A 17,645-nucleotide genomic window follows, 5' to 3' on the forward strand; every position below is an offset into this window, starting at 1 on the left:
GCCGACGCACACGCGAACGTTTCGCCGGATCACCGAACCGTCGAAGGGCGCTCAGATGCGCGGGGGTCCCGTCGAGCCACGGACGACGAGTTGGGTGGGCACGGTGACGCCGCCCGTCGTGGGCTCGCCGGCCAATAGGGACAGCAGCATGCGGCCGGCGAGTCTGCCCTGCTCGTGCACCGGTTGCGCGACCGTGGTGAGGTCCGCGAGCTCGGCCATCGGGTGGTCGTCGATGCCGATCACCGACATGTCCTCCGGGATCCGCAGGCCGGCCCGCCGCAGGGTGCGGACGGCGCCGAGGGCCACCTCGTCCGAGTGGGCGTAGACGGCCGTCGGCGGCTCGCGCAGGCTCAGCAACCGGGACATCGCGTCGGCGCCGGCGAGACCGCCCCAGGGGATCGTGACCACCAGGTCGGGGTCGGTGGGCAGGCCGGCTTCGCGCAGCGCCACCTCGTAGGCCCGGGTGCGCCCCGGCGCGGCCGGCCAGCCCGGCTCCGCCGGGTCGACGGCGGCGATCATGCCGATCCGGCGGTGCCTCAGGAACAACAGATGGTCGACGGCCTGGCGCCCGGCGGACAGGTCGTCGATGGCGACATACGGATAGTTCTCGACCTGGCCGCCGGCCGCGACGATGTGGACGCCCATGAGTTCGAGCCGGTCGCGCTCCTCGTCGCGGATCGGCATGCCGAGCACGACCACGGCGTCGACCTTGCGGCGGGCCGGCAGCCGCTGGAAGAAGTCGCGCCGGTCCTCGGCGTCGCCGACGTGGTAGAGCAGCACGTCGAGGCCGGCGTCGCGGAGCACCCACTCCAGGCCCTCCAGCAACGTCGCGAAGAACCAGCGTGCGATGTGCGGCACGACCACCGCGACCCGGCCGGTGACGCCACCGGCCAGGCGGGACGCCTCCGGCGAGATCACATAGGACAGCTGCTCGGCAGCCGCCAGTACGCGGGCGCGCGTCTGCGAAGCCACGTGCGGGTGGTTGCTCAGGGCGCGTGAGGCCGTGGCCATCGAGACGCCGGCGCGGCGCGCGACATCGGCCATGTTGACTTTCTCGTGCAACGCCACGGCGTTGAGCGTAGCAAAATCATGGAAGCGTTTCCGAGGTAACAATCGCTGCACAAAGCGACTATTGACATGAGACGCAGATCACATCGAGGCTTGTTTCCGCAAGCGTTTCCAAGGCGTGCACCTTCACCGCAGAAGGGATGGCACCGTGGTCAGACACCGACCTCACCGGCGGGTGGCCGGCTCTGCTCTCGTCCTGTTCGCCGCGGCCTGCGCCCTCTCCGGATGCGGCGGCGGTGAGGGTGGGGCGACCTCGCTGACCTACTACATCGCCGACGCGGCGCAGGCGGACGTGGCCGCGCGCTGCGCGACCGAGTCCGGCGGGGCGTACACCTTCGACATCCAGCGGTTGCCGAACAACGCAGCCGGCGGCCGGGAGCAGTTGTTGCGCCGGCTGGCCGCGGAGGACCGCTCGATGGACATCGTGAGCGTCGACCCGCCGTTCATGGCGGAGTTCGCCAACGCCGGGTTCCTGCGCGCGTTCACCGACCAGGAACGGCAGGAGTTCTCGGACGGGGTGCTCGAAGGCCCGCTCAAGCAGTCGACGTTCCGCGACACGCTCTACTCCGCACCGCTCTACGGCAACACCCAACTGCTCTGGTACCGCAAGTCCGTGCTGCAGAAGGCCGGCGTGGACCCGTCGGCCGGCCCGGTCACCTGGGACCAGCTCATCGAAGGTGCGAGCCGCGCCGGCGTGACCGTGGCCGCGCAGGGACGCCGCAACGAGAGCCTCATGGTCTGGGTCAACGCCCTCGTCGCGTCGGCCGGCGGCTCGATCCTGCAGCCCGGCTCCGAGAACGTGCCCGCCGACCAGGTCGAGGCCGGGCTGGACAGTCCAGCCGGCGCCGCGGCCGCCCGGATCATGCACGAGCTCGCGGTCTCGCCGGCCGCACCCGCCGGCTTCAGCACGGCCGGTGAGGAGGACTCCCGTGCCGCGTTCCAGGCCGCGACCGGCGGGTTCATGGTCAACTGGCCGTACGTCTGGGCCGCCATGGACGCGGGCATCGAAGAGGGTTCGCTGCCGGCGAACTTCAAGGACGACGTCGGGTGGGCCGCCTATCCCCGCGTCGACGCGGGCACCGAGAGCGCGTCCCCGTCCGGTGGTCTCGGCCTGTCGATCAGCGCGTTCAGCCGCAAGCAGGACCTGGCGGTGGAGGCCATCCGGTGCCTGGCCGACGAGCGGAGCCAGAAGGAGTTCATGATCTCCGCCGGCAACCCGGCCGCCCTCGGGTCGGTCTTCGACGACCCCGACATCCGCGCGAAGTTCCCGATGGCCGACCAGATCCGCACCGGCCTCGACGCGGCGACGCCGCGACCGGTCAGCCCCTACTACGGCGACGTGACCGGTGCGATCCAGACCGCCTTCCACCCGCCGGACTCGCTCTCCCCCGAGACCACGCCGCGAGCGGCCAACGACCTTCTCGAGGCGGTCCTGTCCAACGAGAGACTGATCTAGGAGCGGCCATGAGCACGACGATTCCCGCCGCACCGCCGAGCACACCCGCGCGCACGCGCCCGCACCGCCGAGCTCCCGTCACCGACCGCGCCCGGAAGGAGCGGAACCTCGGCTGGCTGCTGGCCGGACCGGCGTTCATCGCGATGGTCGCGGTCACCGGATACCCGATCCTCAACGCCGTCTGGCTGTCGCTGTTCGACTACCGCCTGACCGATCCGGCGGGGCGGGACTTCGTCGCCCTCGGCAACTACGTGACGATCCTGACCGACGGGCTGTTCTGGAAGCAGTTCGGTGTCACCTCGCTGATCACCGTGGTGACCGTGTCGGCCGAGCTCGTGCTCGGTTTCGCGCTCGCCATGGTCATGCACCGCGCGCTCTACCTGCGCACGGCGCTGCGCACCGCGATCCTCGTCCCGTACGGCATCATCACGGTCGTCTCCGCCTACGCCTGGGCGTACGGGTTCAGCAACACCTACGGCTTCGTCAACGGGCTGTTCGGCCTCGGCGACTACGACTGGTTCGGCGGCACCTGGTCCGCCCTGTTCACGGTCTGCGTCGCCGAGATCTGGAAGACCACGCCGTTCATGTCGCTGCTGCTGCTGGCCGGCCTGGCCCAGATCCCCGACGACTACCTCGAGGCGGCGAAGGTCGACGGCGCCACGGCCTGGCAGCGCGTCAAGCGGGTGATCCTGCCCAATATGAAAGCGGCCATCATGGTGGCGCTGCTGTTCCGCACGCTCGACGCGTTCCGCATCTTCGACAGCGTCTTCATCATGACGGCCGGCGCTCAGGGCACCGAAACCCTGTCGTTCCTCGCGTACCGGCAGACGATCAGCCGGGTGATGGTCGGCCTGGGCTCGGCGGTCAGCGTCATCCTCGCCGTTCTCGTCGTCCTCATCGCGGTGATGTTCGTGAAGGTCTTCAAGACCGACCTGTCGCAGCAGAGGGGTGATCGCAAGTGAAGACCAGCCGCAGGACCCAGGTGTTCTGGATCGTCGGCGCGATCCTCATCATCGCGTACGCCATCATCCCGGTGCTCTGGATCGTGTCGCTCTCGTTCAAGGAGGGCGACGACATCACCAACAAGTCGTTCCTGCCCACGGTGTGGAGCTGGGAGAACTACCGCACGGTCTTCGCCTCCGACCTGTTCACCACGGCGTTGCGCAACTCGGTCGGCATGTCGCTGATCGCCACGACCATCTCGGTGGTGCTGGCCACCCTGGCGGCCTACGCGATCTCCCGGTTGAACTTCCCCGGGAAGCGACTGGTGCTCGGCGTCGCGCTGGCGATCACCGTTTTCCCGGTCATCGCGATCGCCACCCCGCTGTTCAACCTCTGGCGGACCATCGGCCTGTACGACACGTGGCTCGGCCTGATCATCCCGTACCTGTCGTACTCGCTGCCGCTGTCGGTCTATGTCCTCGCCGCCTTCTTCCGCGAGATCCCGTGGGAGATGGAGCAGGCCGCCCAGGTCGACGGCGCCACCGCCTGGCAGGCGTTCCGCCGGGTCATCGTCCCGCTCGCCGCCCCGGGCGTGTTCACCGCGGCGATCCTCACCTTCTTCGCCGTCTGGAACGACTTCGTCTTCGGCATCACGCTGACCTCCAGCGAGGCCGCCCGACCCGTACCCGCCGCGCTCGCCTTCTTCCAGGGCGCTTCGCAGTTCTCGCAGCCGACCGCGCCCATCGCGGCCGCCGCCGTGGTCGTCACCATCCCGGGTGGTCGTCCTCGTGCTGCTGTTCCAACGGAAGATCGTCGCCGGTCTCACCAACGGCGCCGTCAAGGGCTGAAAGGAACTCGGCATGGCAGCCATCGAGATGCGCAACATCGTCAAGGAGTACGGCGACGGCTTCAAGGCGGTCAACGACGTCAGCCTGGACATCGCGGACGGCGAGTTCATGATCCTCGTCGGGCCGTCCGGCTGCGGAAAGTCGACCCTGCTCCGCATGATCGTCGGCCTGGAGGACATCACCTCGGGCGACATGGTGATCGGTGGCGACCGGGTCAACGAGAAGGCGCCGCGCGACCGGAACCTGTCGATGGTGTTCCAGAACTACGCGCTCTACCCCCACCTGACCGTGTTCGAGAACATCGCGTTCCCCCTGCGGTTGCAGAAGCGCATCGCGGAGGACGAGGTGCGGCGCCGGGTGCACGAGGCGGCCGCCATGCTCGAGCTGAACGAGCACCTGGACCGCAAGCCCGCCAACCTCTCCGGCGGCCAGCGCCAGCGGGTGGCGATGGGCCGGGCGATCGTCCGCCACGTCGACGCGTTCCTGTTCGACGAACCACTGTCCAATCTGGATGCCAAGCTGCGCGGGCAGATGCGCACCGAGATCTCCCGCATGCAGCGCCGGCTCGGCACCACGACGGTGTACGTGACGCACGACCAGACGGAGGCGATGACCCTCGGTGACCGCGTCGCCGTGCTGCGCCGGGGCTTCCTGCAGCAGGTCGCCTCACCGCGCGAGCTGTACGAGCAGCCGGTCAACATGTTCGTGGCCGGGTTCATCGGCTCCCCGCCGATGAACTTCCTTCCCGCGGTCGTCGCCGGCACGCGGTTGCGACTGCCGTTCCTGGACCTCGACCTGCCGGCCAACGTGGTCGGCAAGGTCGACGACGGGCAACTGCTGATCGCCGGCATGCGGCCGGACCACTTCGAGGACGCCCGCCTGCTCGACCCTGCCAAGCGCGACAAGGGCGCGGTGTTTCGGGCCCGGGTCGACGTCACCGAGTGGCTGGGTGACTCGCAGTACGCGTACATCCCGTTCGAGGCGGGCCCGGAGGTCACCAGGCAGCTCGCCGACCTGGCGGCCGAGTTGGACAGTGAGGCCCTGCGCACGCAGCTGATCGTGAAGATCGACGCGATGAGCCGGCTCCGTGAGAACCACGAGGGCGAGTTCTGGGCCGACACCCGCCGCATGCACCTGTTCGACCCGCGTACCGGGCAGAACCTCACCCGCGACGAGGCCGCCGCGGCCGACCTGGCCCACCTCGAGGAGGAGGACTTCCGGGACCGGATGGACGCGCCCGATGCGGCAGCGCGGTGACCCCTTGGTGGCGCCACGCGGTGATCTACCAGGTGTACGTGTGGAGCTTCGCCGACTCCGACGGCGACGGGATCGGTGACCTCCAGGGCGTCCGGTCCCGCCTGCCCTACCTGCGCGACCTCGGTGTCGACGCCGTGTGGCTCAACCCGTTCTATCCGTCGCCGCAGGCCGACAACGGCTACGACGTGGCCGACTACCGCGACGTCGACCCCCGGTTCGGCACGCTGGCCGACGCGGACGCGCTGATTCGCGACGCCCACGCGGTCGGCCTGCGGATCGTCATCGACCTCGTGCCGAACCACACGTCGTCGCGGCATCCATGGTTTGAGGCGGCGCTGGCGGCTGCGCCCGGCGACCCCGCGCGGGGCCGCTACCTGTTCCGCGACGGGCGCGGCGACGAGCCACCCAACAACTGGACGAGCAACTTCGGCGGTCGCGCCTGGACCCGCGTGCCGGACGGCCAGTGGTACCTGCACCTGTTCGCGCCGGAGCAGCCGGACCTCGACTGGACGGCCTCGGAAGTGCGCGAGGAGTTCCACGACATCCTGCGGTTCTGGCTCGACCGGGGTGTCGACGGGTTCCGGATCGACGTCGCGCACGGCCTGGCGAAGGACCCGGCGATGCCGGACGTGCACGAGTCCGGGGCGATCCATCCACACTGGGACCTCGACGAGGTGCACGACGTCTACCGCGGCTGGCGCCGCGTCCTGGACGCGTACCCGGGCGACCGGGTCTTCGTCGGCGAGATCTGGGTGCAGAGCGTCGACCGGCTCGCGTTGTATCTGCGCCCCGACGAGTTGCACACCGCGTTCAACTTCGCTTTCCTGACGGCGTTGTGGGACGCGGCCGCCCTGCGGACGGCGGTCGACGAGAGCATGCGGGCGCTCGAGCGGGTCGGCGCGCCGCCGACCTGGGTGCTGTCCAACCATGACGTGGTCCGGCACGTCACCCGATACGGCGGCGGCGCTCCAGGCCTCCGGCGCGCCGGCGCCGCCGCCCTGCTCATGCTCGCCCTGCCCGGCAGCGCCTACGTCTACCAGGGCGAGGAACTGGGCCTGCCGGAGGTCGAGGACCTGCCCGACGGCGTGCGCCGCGACCCGGTCTTCACCCGCACCGGCGGCGCCGAGCCAGGACGCGACGGCTGCCGGGTGCCGTTGCCGTGGTCGGGCGCGTCAGCCTCGCTGGGGTTCGGCCCGGGGCAGGCCAGTTGGCTTCCGCAGCCGCGGGCCTGGGAGGCACTGACGGTCGAGCGCCAGACCACGGACCCAGCGTCGATGCTGAACCTGTACCGCACCGCGCTGGCCCACCGCCGCAGCATCCCGGCGCTGGCCTCCGCCGACCTGACCTGGCTGCCCGCACCGCCTGAGGTGCTGGCCTTCCGCCGTGGCACCGACTTCCTCTGCGTGGTCAACGTCGGAGACGCTCCGGTCCAGGTGCCGACGTCGGCATCGCCGCTGCTGACCAGCGGCCCACCCGCCGCCGACGGCACGCTGCCGGGAGCCACCGCGGCCTGGTACCGGGAGCCCGCTCAGGGCAGCAGGGCCAGCTTGCCCACGGTGGACCGTGCGCGCAGTTCCTCGAGTGCTTTCGACCCGTCGGCCAGCGGGTAGGTGGTGGGCCGGCCGGGGCCGAGCACGCCGGCCGCGATGAGTGCGAACAGCTCGCCCATGACGTCGCCGAAGATCTGCGGCGCGGCCTGGATCAGGACGCCGATGTTCAGGCCGATCAGGTGGAGTTGGTGCTTGTAGACCAGGTCCCAGTTGGTGATCGTGGCCTCCCCGCCCGCGAGGCCGTAGACGACGACCCGGCCGGTGATCCGCTTGGCCGCGGCCAGGCTGGCGTCCAGGGTGCGGCCGCCGACGGATTCCAGCACCAGGTCGGCGCCCGCACCGGCGGTCAGTCGGTGGACGTCGTCGGCGAGGTCGGTGCTGTCGGAGTCCAGAACGTGGTCAGCGCCGAGCGTGCGTACCACATCGTGCTTTCCCGGCGACGCGACCGCGATCACCGTCGCGCCGTAGTGTTTGGCCATCGTGACCGCGGCCTGGCCGGTCGCGCCGGCCGCGGCGTGGATCAGGGCGGTCTGCCCGGGGGCGACGCGGCCCAGGGGCCGGACCGCGGCCAGCGCCGTCGGCCAGCTCACGACCAGGCCCAGCGCCTGCTCGTCGGACCAGCCGACCGGCACGCGGACCGCGGCGACCGCGGGCAACACCATGTACTCGGCGAAGGCGCCGCCCGCGATGCCGACACCGATGACGTGGTCGCCGGGCTCCAGGTCGGTCACGGCCGCACCCACGCGGGTGACTTCGCCGGCGGCTTCGATGCCCGCGACGTACGGCGGCTGCGGGCCACCCGGAAAAGTGCCGGTGGCCTGCTGGAGGTCGACGAAGTTGATCCCGGCGGCGGTGACCCGGATCAGGATCTCGTCCGGGCCCGGGACCGGCACTGGTGCGTCCGTGATCAGCTCAAGGTCCTGGGGGCCGTTCAGCGATGTCTGCCGCAGGGCTCGCATGGTGGAGGAGACGGTCATGGAGATCGTTTTCCTTGCCTCGGGTGTATGTCGTTACACCCAGGTAGACCCGCCCGGACCGGCAAAGGGACCGCTACCAAGGGCCGAATCCGAACACGGCGACCAGCGCCGGGTCGCCGAACGAGGAGATCCGGCTGATGCCGGCATCGGTGACGGTGAGCACGCAGACGCCGTACGGCTGATAGTCGCCGTGCTGGTCGCGGGTGTAGACCGCCGCGGCCGGCTGCCCGTTGGCGCTGGTGGCCAGCAGGCGCCAGGTGCCCGGCGAGCCCAGCAACTGGTTGCGCAGGAACGGCACGCAGACCGTGCGGCCGCGGAACCAGGTGCGCAGCGGCGTCGCCTCCAGCGTGGCATCCGCCACCAGCAGCCGCTCCAACGCGTCGGCGTCGGCGTTCTCGAACGCTGCGATGTATCGGTCGAGCAGCGCCCGGGCGCGTGGATCGTCCGGTTCGCTGACCTCGCCGTCGGCCAGGGCCAACTGTTCCATTCGCGCCCGGGCACGGTGCAGCGCGCCTTTCACCGACGCCGTCGTGGTGCCGAGCATGGCCGCGACCTCGTCGGCCCGAAACGCCAGCACGTCCCGGAGGACCAGCACCGCCCGCTGCATCGGCGGCAGGTACTGCAAGCTGGCGACGAGCGCCAACCGCACTCCGGCACGCGCGGCGACGATGGCTGCGGGATCGGCCGAGTCCGGCAGCACCACCGCGTCCGGCGCCGGCTCCAACCAGGTCACCTCGGTCGTGGCCGCGGCCAGGGGCGCGTCAGGATCGGATTCCGACTCGGATATCCCGGACGGGAGAACGCGTCGGCTCGGCTTCCCCAACTCGGTCAGGCACCTGTTGGTGGCGATCTGATAGAGCCAGGTGCGCACGGACGACCGCCCCTCGAACCCGCCGTAGGACCGCCAGGCCCGCAGATAGGTCTCCTGCACGACGTCCTCGGCGTCCTGGATCGAGCCGAGCATGCGGTAGCAGTGCGCGATCAGCTCACGCCGGAACGGCTCGCTGGCCTCGACGAACCCGGTGGTGTCAGCGACCCGCTCGTCATCCACGTTGCCAATTCATACACCCCGACCGTGGTCGCCTGCGTGAAACGCCGCCTCTACGCCCAGGCGGGATCACGGCCGGTCAGGCCGAGGATGCGGTCCAGGGTGGGTGCGTCGGCCGGCACCGTGATCTCCGGTCCGTACATGCCCATCTCCCGGCCCTGCTCCACGCCGGCGAGGATCGTGCCGTGGAGATGCGTCAGCAGGTCGGCGGGTAGTTCCAGGCGTTGCCCGGTCGCTACCGCCAGGTCCCAGCCGTGCACGGCCAACTCGCCGACGATCATCTCGCCCATGACGGGGGCAGGCAGCATTTGCGGCGTGCCCATGCTCGTCTCGCCCTCCCAGGCGCTCGGCGGCGCCCACGAAGAGGTCATCTCGTCCAGCAGGGCGAGGAGGCGGCCGCGCCAGTCGCCGGCCGCCAGGTCGGCGTCGGCCGGCGGCGGCGGCACGGATTCCTTGCGGCCGGCGGCGGCAAGCGACGGGCCCCAGAAGAGGAGGTGGTTGATCAGCGCCCGCACGTCGTACTCCGTGCACGGGGTCTTGTTGGCGAGTTGGTCGTCGGTGATGCCGCGGGCGACCGTGGCCATGGCCTCGGCCGCGTGGGAAAGGTGTGACATGGCTTGAACGCTAGGCGGCAGGGGCCGGAGCGGTATTGAACAAAGGCGACATAAACTCGGCCGTGTGGGGCGGGACGTTCGTGAGCTGCGGAGTGCGTGGACCAGGTATCAGCGCCACGCGTTCCACGCCCCGTCGCCGGCGCTCGCGCCGTGGGTGGAGCGCTACTGGGAGGCTCGCTGGGACTACGCCGAGCCCTACCGGCAGAAGATCGTGCCGTACCCGAACGTGCACCTGTCGTTCGGCGTCGGCCGCGCGGACGTCAACGGCGTGAGCAGCGGCTACCAGATCAAGGTCCTCGAGGGCCGCGGCCACGTCTTCGGCGTCGCGTTCCGGCCGGGCTGCTTCCGCCCGTTCCTCGGTGCCTCCGTCTCGACGATCACCGACCGCGTCGTCCCGGCGACCGAGGTGTTCGGCCCGGACCTGCCTGCGACGCTCGACGTGCCGACCGTCGACGCGTTCCTGCTGCGGCACCTCCCGGACGGCGACGACCCGCTGGTGCGGCAGGCGGCGGCCGCGGTCGAGCTGATCGCCGCGGACCAGGCCGTGACCAGGGTCGAACGCCTCGCAGGCGAGCTGGGGCTGAGCATCCGGGGGCTGCAACGGCTCTTTGCCGAGTACGTCGGCATCGGGCCGAAGTGGGTGATCCGCCGCTACCGCCTGCACGAGGTGACCGCACGCATGGCCGCCGGCGGTGAGATCGACTGGGCCGCGCTGGCGGCGGACCTCGGCTACGCCGACCAGGGTCACTTCATCCGCGACTTCAAGAGCATGTTCGGCGAGCCACCGACCTGGTACGCGCAGCGGTACTAGTCGTGCGCATCGAGATCAGTGTCGAGTCGATCGACGGTGTTCGGGTCGCCGCCCGGGCCGGCGCCGCGCGCGTCGAGCTGTGCGCCGGCCTGTCCGAGGGCGGCCTCACCCCGAGCGTCGGGCTGATCGAGGCCGCCGCAGACCTGGCCGAGGTGCACGTCCTCGTGCGGCCACGACCGGGCGACTTCCACTACTCGCGCGACGAGGTGGACCTCGTCGTGCGCGACATCGCCGCCGCACGACGGCACGGCGCGGCGGGCGTGGTCGTCGGCGCCCTGGCCGGGGACGGCACGGTCGCGGACGACTGTGCCAGGTTCGTCGACGCCGCCGAGGGACTGGAGACGACGTTCCACCGCGCCATCGACGTCAGCGCGGACTCCCGCCGGGCCCTGGACCGGTTGGCGGACCTGGGTTTCACGCGGGTGTTGACCTCGGGCCGGCGCCGGTCCGCACTCGACGGTGCGCCACTCATCAAGGACCTGGCCACCCGGACTCGGGTCACCGTGATGGCGTGCGGCGGAGTGCGGGCCGGCAACGCCGCGCTGGTCATCGCCGCGACCGGCGTCGCGGACCTGCACGCGGCGCCCCGCCGACCCGCGGGCACCGCCCTCGCCGGCGATGTGTCCTATGCGGGCGTCGGCGTCCCACCCGGCTACGACCGCTTCGAGACCGACCCGGACGAGGTGACCGCACTCTGCGCGGTTCAGAAATCATGAGCCGTGGCCGCGTGTGCCAGGTCGGCCCACGCGGCCACGGGCTGTTGCCGTGTCAGAGGCCCGTCAGGCGGTCGCCTTGGCCGCCTCGACGATGACCTCGGTGACCTCGTCGGGATGCGAGATCAGCCCCAGGTGCGAAGCGTCGATCCGGGTGATGGTGGCCCCCGCCCGGGTCATCATCGCCTCCTGGCCGGCCGGCGGGATAACCAGGTCCTCGGTGCCGATCACGGCCCACGAGGGGATCGTCTTCCACGCCGGCTCGGTCGCCGCCTCGGCCAAGGCGTTGGTGGCCAACGCGCTCTGGGACACGGCGAGCACCGCACCCTGCTGCCGGGGCAGGTCGTTGGCGAACCCGGTGATGAACACCTCCGGTAGGACGTACGAGTCGACCGCACCCTGTGGTGCGCCAGGGAACGGCACGAGCTTGAAGACGCTCGTGGGGTCGGTCAAGGCCGGCTCGAGTACTGAGCCGGAGCCGGCGGTGAGCCCCGCCAGGGTCTCCCCTTCGTCCGGGGCGAAGGCGTCGACGAACACGAGCGCCTTGACATTGCTGTTGCCGGTCGCGGCGTTGCTGGCGACGAAGCCGCCGTAGGAGTGGGCCGCGAGCACGATGGGACCTTCGATGGTGGACAGAAAGTCCTGCAGGTAGCCGGTGTCGACCGACGGCCCCCGGTTGGGTTGCGGCGCGACCTGGACCTCGTAGCCGAGTGCCTGGAGGTTGCTGACTTCCTGACTCCAGCTCGAGCCGTCGGCCCAGGCACCGTGCACAAGGACGATGGTGGGCTTGGCCTCTTGCCCCCCGCCGAGGTCCGGTCGCGGACCACCGTCCGCGAGCGCGTTCGGGGCGGCTGAGCCGAGCGCTGTGAAGAGCGCCGCGGCGACGAGCGTGGTGGCGATGATCTTCGGCCGACGTAGCGAGATTCCGAGCATGTCTCTTGTCCCCCGTTGGTCAGTCGTCTTCGAGCGCGGGCAGTTGCACATCGCGCCAACGCAACCCAGCCGAGGCCGCAACGGGGTCGGGAACACCGCCGAGCGAGCACACGGGCCTATGGCGGCGGGTTCCGGTGCCGCGGCGGGTTCCCTCCTTCGATCGCCTGAGCCTCACCGTACTCATCGCCAGCAGGAGTCCTGGACAAAAAGAGAGAATCGCTCAAGTTTTGCGTTGCACACCGATGACATGATCGGAATCGCTCGTGAGCGCCCGACGTTCCGGATTGGAAGGCGACATGACTGTGCGGCGCCGGCGTTCGCGATCCGTGGCGATCGTGGCCGTTCTCGCGATCTCCGTCGCCGTGGGGTCGTTCGCGTGCACCGCCTCGCAGCATCGAGGGACTCAGCCGCCGGCCGCGGTGGCCACACCGATGACGCCGCGGCAGCTCCGCAACTCGGTGTCGGTGGCGGTGGTCACCCGGATCGACGAGGCGGCATGTGTCGCGGGTAGCGGCGGTGTGCCCGGTCCAGGACGCGACGGGGACTGGTGCTACTTCCTCGATCAAGGCCTTGATGTCACGAGGGCCGAACGGATCGAGTCCGTCCAGGACGGTTTCGGCGGCTTTGCCGTCGAGGTGACCCTTACGCCGGCAGACCGCGGTGAGTTCGCTGCCTGGACCGCTCGGGCTGCTGGGCGCCAGATCGCCATCAGTGTCCAGGGCAGGATTGTGGCGGCGCCCCAGCTCCTTGAACCGCTCGGCGGCAATTGGCTAGATATCCCCGGCCTCACCGAAGCCGACGCTGGAACCCTGATGCGGCAGCTTCGGTGACTCTCAGCCGACGGAAAGGCACATCAGTACGTAGCGGTCTTCGTCATCACGATGAAGGTGAATCCGACGCTCGTCGGGCGGCGGAGGGAGATGTCGCACTTGATTCGCCGCAGCACCTCGTTTCTGCTGAGTCGGAGCCCTTGCGCGATGAGCCGGTCGGGCCGAATGGGCACCGCGTCCTCGAAGACGACCGCAACGTGCCGCGGCCACGACTCGTCGAGTGGTGCGGGTGGAGCGTCCAACTGCCAGGCTCCCTGCCAGTCGAGGGCGATCCCTAGGCGTCGAGCGAACTGTGGGTCGAGCAGGGTGGCGGCTACGAGCGCCGGATCGTTGGAGTGGTAGCCGTCGAGCAATGCCGGATCGAGGGACCTGACCCGCGCTCGCTCGTGCACCGTGAGCTTGCTCGTCCGATCGCAGGACACGCAACGGACCAGAAGCCACACGTCCAGGAGTTTGCCGTTGGCGTTGACACGGAATCTGCCCCTGCCGGTGGTGGCCGACCTCGATGGGCAGTCCACGCACCGCAACGACAGCAGCGGCAGCCCGGTGCGGCGAACGACCCAGGGCAGCGCGATATGAGGTTGTGAAGACATGACGATCTCTCTGAAGACCTGACCCGAGGCCGATTACGCGCGGCCTCGATCGCTGCATGAACGGGCGCACGCGGGCAGCCCGGCAAGACCGACGGGGCGTCGGCCTTGCGAATGCACGGAGGAAACGTCAGGTCTAAAGAGCAGGCGTGGTCACGCGGTTCGTCCTCTGTCCGCACAGCGAAGGGGTGCCCGGCAACCTACGAGAACGCGACCGCAGAACACAAACGGATTTCCGGACAGGTCCAACGGTTCGTGCGGCTAGGCCTGGCTGGACAACGCGCCCTCGAGCAATGCCGGCAGGGCGCGAAACACGAGGGGAAGGTCGCCCAGGTCGCCGATCCCGACCCAGGCGATGTCGTCATGCTCCTGCGGCGCACGGTTGGTGGGAGAGCCGACCCAGTCTCTGATGTGCCAGACGCTCACGCGGACGGCGTCCTCGCCGCTGCCGGCATGCAGGTCGCCCAACCGTGCCGAGGACTCCGCCACGATGTGAACTCCCAGCTCCTCGTGCATCTCACGCGCGAGGGCCTGTAGGTCCGACTCACCCGCTTCGACGTGCCCTCCGGGCAGATCCCAGAGATCCGGGTAAGCCTGTCGGGTCGGGCTGCGGTGCACCAGCAGGACCGCGCCGTTCTCCACCAGTGCGCCGCAGACGACGATATGCATGGCGGGATTAGAGCAGAGGGATACGACAAGATCGCTGTCGTCCGAGCCGATGGGCGGAGGGCCGCCCCAGCGGGCTGTGCGACGGCGAGCTGCGAACAGTTCGTGCCGCTCAGACGCACGCCCGAGGTGCACGAAACTCATGCCCCGAACCGAACATCGGCCTCGCCGGAGCGGTCTTGAACCGCCTGCACCGATGGCCCCGACTGCACACGGGTGCGCGTCGCAGGCGAGAGCCGCCCGCGCGCAGGGTGACTGAACGCGCAGGTCGGAGAGGTTCTGGGAGTCGGCGGCGGTACCCCCTGCGGGTATCCTCCAGGCATGGATCATCTCGAGGTTCGAGAGCTCGTGTACTTCATCGCCCTCGCGGAGAACCTGCATTTCGGTCGCGCCGCCGAGCGGCTGGGCATCGCGCAGCCCCAGCTGTCGCGCGCGATCATCCGCCTGGAGCGGCGGATGGGTGTGCGGCTGTTCGACCGCACCAGCCGGCGGGTCCGCCTGACCGAGGCCGGCGACGTGTTCCTGCGCGAGAGCCGTGGCGCCCTCGCGGCGGTGGATGGCGCCGTGCGGCGTACCCAGCAGGCGGCGCAACCGCGCCGGTTGGTGCTCGCGGTGCGCTCGGGTACGGGGGCTGGGCTGCTGCCCCGGGTCCTGGACGCCTACCGGCGTGGGCCCGATCCGGTTCCGGTCGAGACGGTGTTCACCCCAGAGTTGGCTGCGGCGGTCCGCGACGGTACTGCCGACATGGCGCTGATCTGCGACAACGAGGATTTTGACGGGCTGGACAGTGTCGCGCTCCTCGATGAGGACCCGGTCGCGCTGCTGCCGCTCGGGCACCCGCTGGCCGGGCGGGACAGCGTGACCGTTCGGGAGCTGCAGGCCGAGGAGCAGTTCCATGATCAGTGCCCGCCGGCCAGCCTGGACGAGATCGTCGACCGGGTCGCGCTGGGACAGCTTGTCGTGGTGATCGGGGCCAGCGCGACCGGGCGGCTCGGACCGTCAGTGGTCGCCGTACCGGTGGCGGACCTGCCGGGGACACGGTTGGTGCTGGCCTGGCCCCGCGCCACCGCATTGGCCACGCGCGACCGGTTCGTCCGCACCGCGATCGCGGTAGCGATCAGCAGTGGGCAGCTCCCCGGCGCCGCCGCCACCGAGCCCGCCGGCCCTGGCCCGGCGCCGGAGTCCGCGGCGGTCCCGGATGTGCGCCGACGCGACCGGTCGCCGGTCAGATCTGCGTGAGTCCGCCGTCCACGAGCAGCTCGATGCCGGTGACGTAGCTGCTCTGCGCGGAGGCAAGGAACAGGGCCGCGGATGCCTGCTCCACCGCGTCGGCGACGCGCCTGAGGGGCACCGGCCCGGACATCATCGCCTCGAACTCCTCGGGCGTGACGCCGGTCGGGCGGGCGACCTCGAACGCCGGCGTGCGGGTGCTGCCCGGGGCCAGCGCGTTGACCCGGATACCGCGTTCCCCGAGCTCGTTGGCCCAGGTGCGGGTGAGCGAGCGGATCGCCGCCTTGGACGCCGCGTAGACGCCGAGACCGGCCGCCCCGGTTCCGGCCGCGATGGACGAGGCGAGGATGACGGACGCGTGGTCGTTGAGCAGCGGTACGGCCTTCTGCACGGTGAACAGGGTGCCACGCACGTTGCGCCGCATGGTGCGGTCGTAGTGCTCCTCGGTCACCTCGGTCAGCGGGACGAATTCGCCGCCGCCGGCGTTGGCGAACAGCACGTCGATGCGGCGCCGGTCGGCGTCGATGGTCCGGAAGAGGCGGTCGAGGTCAGCGAGGTCGGTGACGTCGCCGGCTACCCCACTAGCGCTGGCCCCGATCCGCGCCACAGCCGACGCCAGCTCCTGTTCCCGCCGCCCGGTGAGGTACACATGCGCGCCCTCCTCGGCGAATCGCGCCGCAGCCGCGAACCCGATCCCCTCGCTCGCGCCCGTAACCACGGCGACCTTGCCGTCGAGCTGACCCATTGCTGAACTCCCTGATGTGTTGCCGGAGCGGGCGACCCGTTGATCGCCCGCCCCTCCAGCACACTGCGCGCAGCGGGGACCAACAATGACCAGTTGTGCATGCGCCGATAACCGCCAGGTATCGGTGTCGGCATCGGAGAGGCCCCACGGGGCTCGAACCAGGGGTGCGCCATGCGAGGCCCGAACCGGCAACCGCGAGTCCTCTGCTTTGACACCTGTGCGGGCTGCGGTCCCACCGCCAGTCAACCTGGAGCAGCGATCCCTGCGCGTTCCGCGCCCATACATCGACCCGCGCTGCGCGTTTGCAGCTCTGTGACGTGCCCCGGCGGGATACAGGCCACGACTGCGCACCGTCCCGGCGGTTGTCCCTGGTCACGGACGTGTACGTGGGCGATTGACCGCAACGGCCGCGATCTGCTCCAGTGGGATCGCCTTACATGGAGGGTGGGAGTCGCCCGACGGACAACTGCGGCCCTGGCTTTGAGCCGGTCCGGGATGTCGTCGTCTGCTCGGTTAGTCCTTTGCAACGGTGTGGTCGATGGCGGCGGCGGCGAGCCTTCCAGCACGATGCCGTCGTGCTGGAAACCGGTGACCCGGACGCGGTATTCGCCCGGTCTGTGTTTTCGGTGTCCACATCGGGTGCCGTCGGCGGAACCGGGTTCCTGGTTGCGCCAGGCATACTCGTCACCTGCGCATACGTCGTGGTCGGGGAGGTCCGAGGTCAGGTGGAGGTCTGCTGCTTCTTTCCGGCACCGTCACCGCGATCGAAAGGTTCGGCGTGTTCGTGGCGCTCGATCACGGCCCCGACCACCCGGTCTTCCCCGGCGCACGCCCTAAACGATGTGCGATGACGGCCCCGCCGACGGTTTTGATGGGAGTTTGCAATGGCTTGGTGGAAGAAGCGGGAAAAGATCGAAAGCGTTCGCGTGATGTACGTCAAAGACAGGGACGAATTCCCGCCCTTTTACTGGGCTGCCTGCGAATGTGACTGGTGCGGCGAGCGGAGGCCGGACGAACCAGGCGCCAGGGAAGCCGCCTTCGCCGACGCCTACGCTCACGCCGCGGTCCACGCGGAGATCTCCCCCATCGTGGTGGAGCCTGACGTCGCCTATCCCATCGACAGGCCATGAGGCCGTGGCACATTGCGCCAGTTGCGCTCGTCCCAGCGGCTGCGCAGGTACCCGTCCTGCTCCGGGAGCACCTTCAACTACCCCTGCGGATTCTCGCCGAAGGGTAACCCGGCCGAGTTGGCAACCACTCCGGTGGGATCCCAGTAACCGAGCGGCCGGCTCGCCACATCGCCTCGCGTTGCGAAGTGGAAGGCACGCGCGTTCGTGCTCGGACGGGGGTGAGGAAGCGGTGCTCTA

General features: G+C 70.0%; 16 protein-coding genes and 2 pseudogenes. 10 read left to right on the forward strand and 8 right to left on the reverse strand.

Annotation, left to right across the window (positions count from 1 at the left end):
* Positions 1-51: 51 nt before the first annotated feature.
* Positions 52-1,068, reverse strand: coding sequence for a LacI family DNA-binding transcriptional regulator (locus tag Air01nite_RS32045; RefSeq protein WP_239091104.1), 1,017 nt, complete (start codon positions 1,066-1,068; stop codon positions 52-54).
* Positions 1,069-1,216: 148 nt separating this feature from the next.
* On the opposite strand from Air01nite_RS32045, the gene Air01nite_RS32050 reads away from it, so the two are divergent.
* From Air01nite_RS32050 to Air01nite_RS32070, 5 genes and pseudogenes are all read left to right on the forward strand, one after another.
* Positions 1,217-2,524: an extracellular solute-binding protein gene (locus Air01nite_RS32050; protein WP_203707093.1), complete on the forward strand. Its 1,308-nt coding sequence runs from the start codon at positions 1,217-1,219 to the stop codon at positions 2,522-2,524.
* 8 nt (positions 2,525-2,532) lie between these two features.
* A complete protein-coding gene (locus Air01nite_RS32055) occupies positions 2,533-3,486 on the forward strand; it encodes a carbohydrate ABC transporter permease (protein WP_203707094.1) in 954 nt (317 codons plus the stop codon).
* A gap of 215 nt (positions 3,487-3,701) precedes the next feature.
* A pseudogene (locus tag Air01nite_RS42070) lies at positions 3,702-4,172 on the forward strand (carbohydrate ABC transporter permease); the annotation flags it as partial.
* Positions 4,173-4,326: 154 nt separating this feature from the next.
* On the forward strand, positions 4,327-5,571 hold the full coding sequence (locus Air01nite_RS32065) for an ABC transporter ATP-binding protein (RefSeq protein ID WP_203707095.1): 1,245 nt from the start codon (positions 4,327-4,329) through the stop codon (positions 5,569-5,571).
* A pseudogene (locus tag Air01nite_RS32070) lies at positions 5,568-7,091 on the forward strand (glycoside hydrolase family 13 protein); the annotation flags it as partial. The gene Air01nite_RS32065 and the pseudogene Air01nite_RS32070, both read left to right, overlap by 4 nt.
* A gap of 8 nt (positions 7,092-7,099) precedes the next feature.
* Here Air01nite_RS32070 and Air01nite_RS32075 read toward each other — a convergent pair.
* From Air01nite_RS32075 to Air01nite_RS32085, 3 genes are all read right to left on the reverse strand, one after another.
* Complete coding sequence (locus Air01nite_RS32075) at positions 7,100-8,098, reverse strand: NADPH:quinone oxidoreductase family protein (protein WP_203707097.1); 999 nt, start codon at positions 8,096-8,098, stop codon at positions 7,100-7,102.
* A 73-nt stretch (positions 8,099-8,171) separates the two neighbouring features.
* Positions 8,172-9,149 (reverse strand): sigma-70 family RNA polymerase sigma factor, encoded by a 978-nt coding sequence (locus Air01nite_RS32080; RefSeq protein ID WP_203707098.1) that lies wholly within the window; start codon positions 9,147-9,149, stop codon positions 8,172-8,174.
* A 50-nt stretch (positions 9,150-9,199) separates the two neighbouring features.
* The gene (locus Air01nite_RS32085; RefSeq protein WP_203707099.1) at positions 9,200-9,760 is read right to left on the reverse strand and encodes a TIGR03086 family metal-binding protein; all 561 of its coding nucleotides are present in this window, start codon (positions 9,758-9,760) and stop codon (positions 9,200-9,202) included.
* A 64-nt stretch (positions 9,761-9,824) separates the two neighbouring features.
* Here Air01nite_RS32085 and Air01nite_RS32090 point away from each other — a divergent pair, with 64 nt between their 5' ends.
* Entirely contained in the window at positions 9,825-10,571 is a 747-nt protein-coding gene (locus Air01nite_RS32090; protein ID WP_203707100.1) for a helix-turn-helix domain-containing protein, read from the forward strand.
* A 2-nt stretch (positions 10,572-10,573) separates the two neighbouring features.
* Positions 10,574-11,287, forward strand: a complete 714-nt coding sequence (locus Air01nite_RS32095; protein WP_203707101.1) for a copper homeostasis protein CutC — start codon at positions 10,574-10,576, stop codon at positions 11,285-11,287.
* A 63-nt stretch (positions 11,288-11,350) separates the two neighbouring features.
* On the opposite strand, the gene Air01nite_RS32100 is transcribed toward Air01nite_RS32095, so the two are convergent.
* A complete protein-coding gene (locus tag Air01nite_RS32100) occupies positions 11,351-12,217 on the reverse strand; it encodes an alpha/beta fold hydrolase (RefSeq protein ID WP_203707102.1) in 867 nt (288 codons plus the stop codon).
* 326 nt (positions 12,218-12,543) lie between these two features.
* On the opposite strand from Air01nite_RS32100, the gene Air01nite_RS32105 reads away from it, so the two are divergent.
* On the forward strand, positions 12,544-13,047 hold the full coding sequence (locus Air01nite_RS32105) for a SecDF P1 head subdomain-containing protein (RefSeq protein WP_203707103.1): 504 nt from the start codon (positions 12,544-12,546) through the stop codon (positions 13,045-13,047).
* A gap of 23 nt (positions 13,048-13,070) precedes the next feature.
* Here the strand turns inward: Air01nite_RS32105 and Air01nite_RS32110 are convergent, their stop codons facing one another.
* Positions 13,071-13,640: a DUF1062 domain-containing protein gene (locus Air01nite_RS32110; RefSeq protein ID WP_203707104.1), complete on the reverse strand. Its 570-nt coding sequence runs from the start codon at positions 13,638-13,640 to the stop codon at positions 13,071-13,073.
* A 258-nt stretch (positions 13,641-13,898) separates the two neighbouring features.
* Positions 13,899-14,447, reverse strand: coding sequence for an NUDIX domain-containing protein (locus Air01nite_RS32115; RefSeq protein WP_239091105.1), 549 nt, complete (start codon positions 14,445-14,447; stop codon positions 13,899-13,901).
* A gap of 177 nt (positions 14,448-14,624) precedes the next feature.
* On the opposite strand from Air01nite_RS32115, the gene Air01nite_RS32120 reads away from it, so the two are divergent.
* The gene (locus tag Air01nite_RS32120; protein ID WP_203707105.1) at positions 14,625-15,542 is read left to right on the forward strand and encodes a LysR family transcriptional regulator; all 918 of its coding nucleotides are present in this window, start codon (positions 14,625-14,627) and stop codon (positions 15,540-15,542) included.
* Here the strand turns inward: Air01nite_RS32120 and Air01nite_RS32125 are convergent.
* Positions 15,529-16,278: an SDR family NAD(P)-dependent oxidoreductase gene (locus tag Air01nite_RS32125; RefSeq protein WP_203707106.1), complete on the reverse strand. Its 750-nt coding sequence runs from the start codon at positions 16,276-16,278 to the stop codon at positions 15,529-15,531. The genes Air01nite_RS32120 and Air01nite_RS32125 overlap by 14 nt on opposite strands.
* Before the next feature lie 884 nt (positions 16,279-17,162).
* On the opposite strand from Air01nite_RS32125, the gene Air01nite_RS32130 reads away from it, so the two are divergent.
* The gene (locus Air01nite_RS32130; RefSeq protein WP_203707107.1) at positions 17,163-17,408 is read left to right on the forward strand and encodes a hypothetical protein; all 246 of its coding nucleotides are present in this window, start codon (positions 17,163-17,165) and stop codon (positions 17,406-17,408) included.
* Positions 17,409-17,645: the final 237 nt, after the last annotated feature.

The sequence above is a fragment of the Asanoa iriomotensis genome, from assembly GCF_016862515.1.
Taxonomy (GTDB): domain Bacteria; phylum Actinomycetota; class Actinomycetes; order Mycobacteriales; family Micromonosporaceae; genus Asanoa; species Asanoa iriomotensis.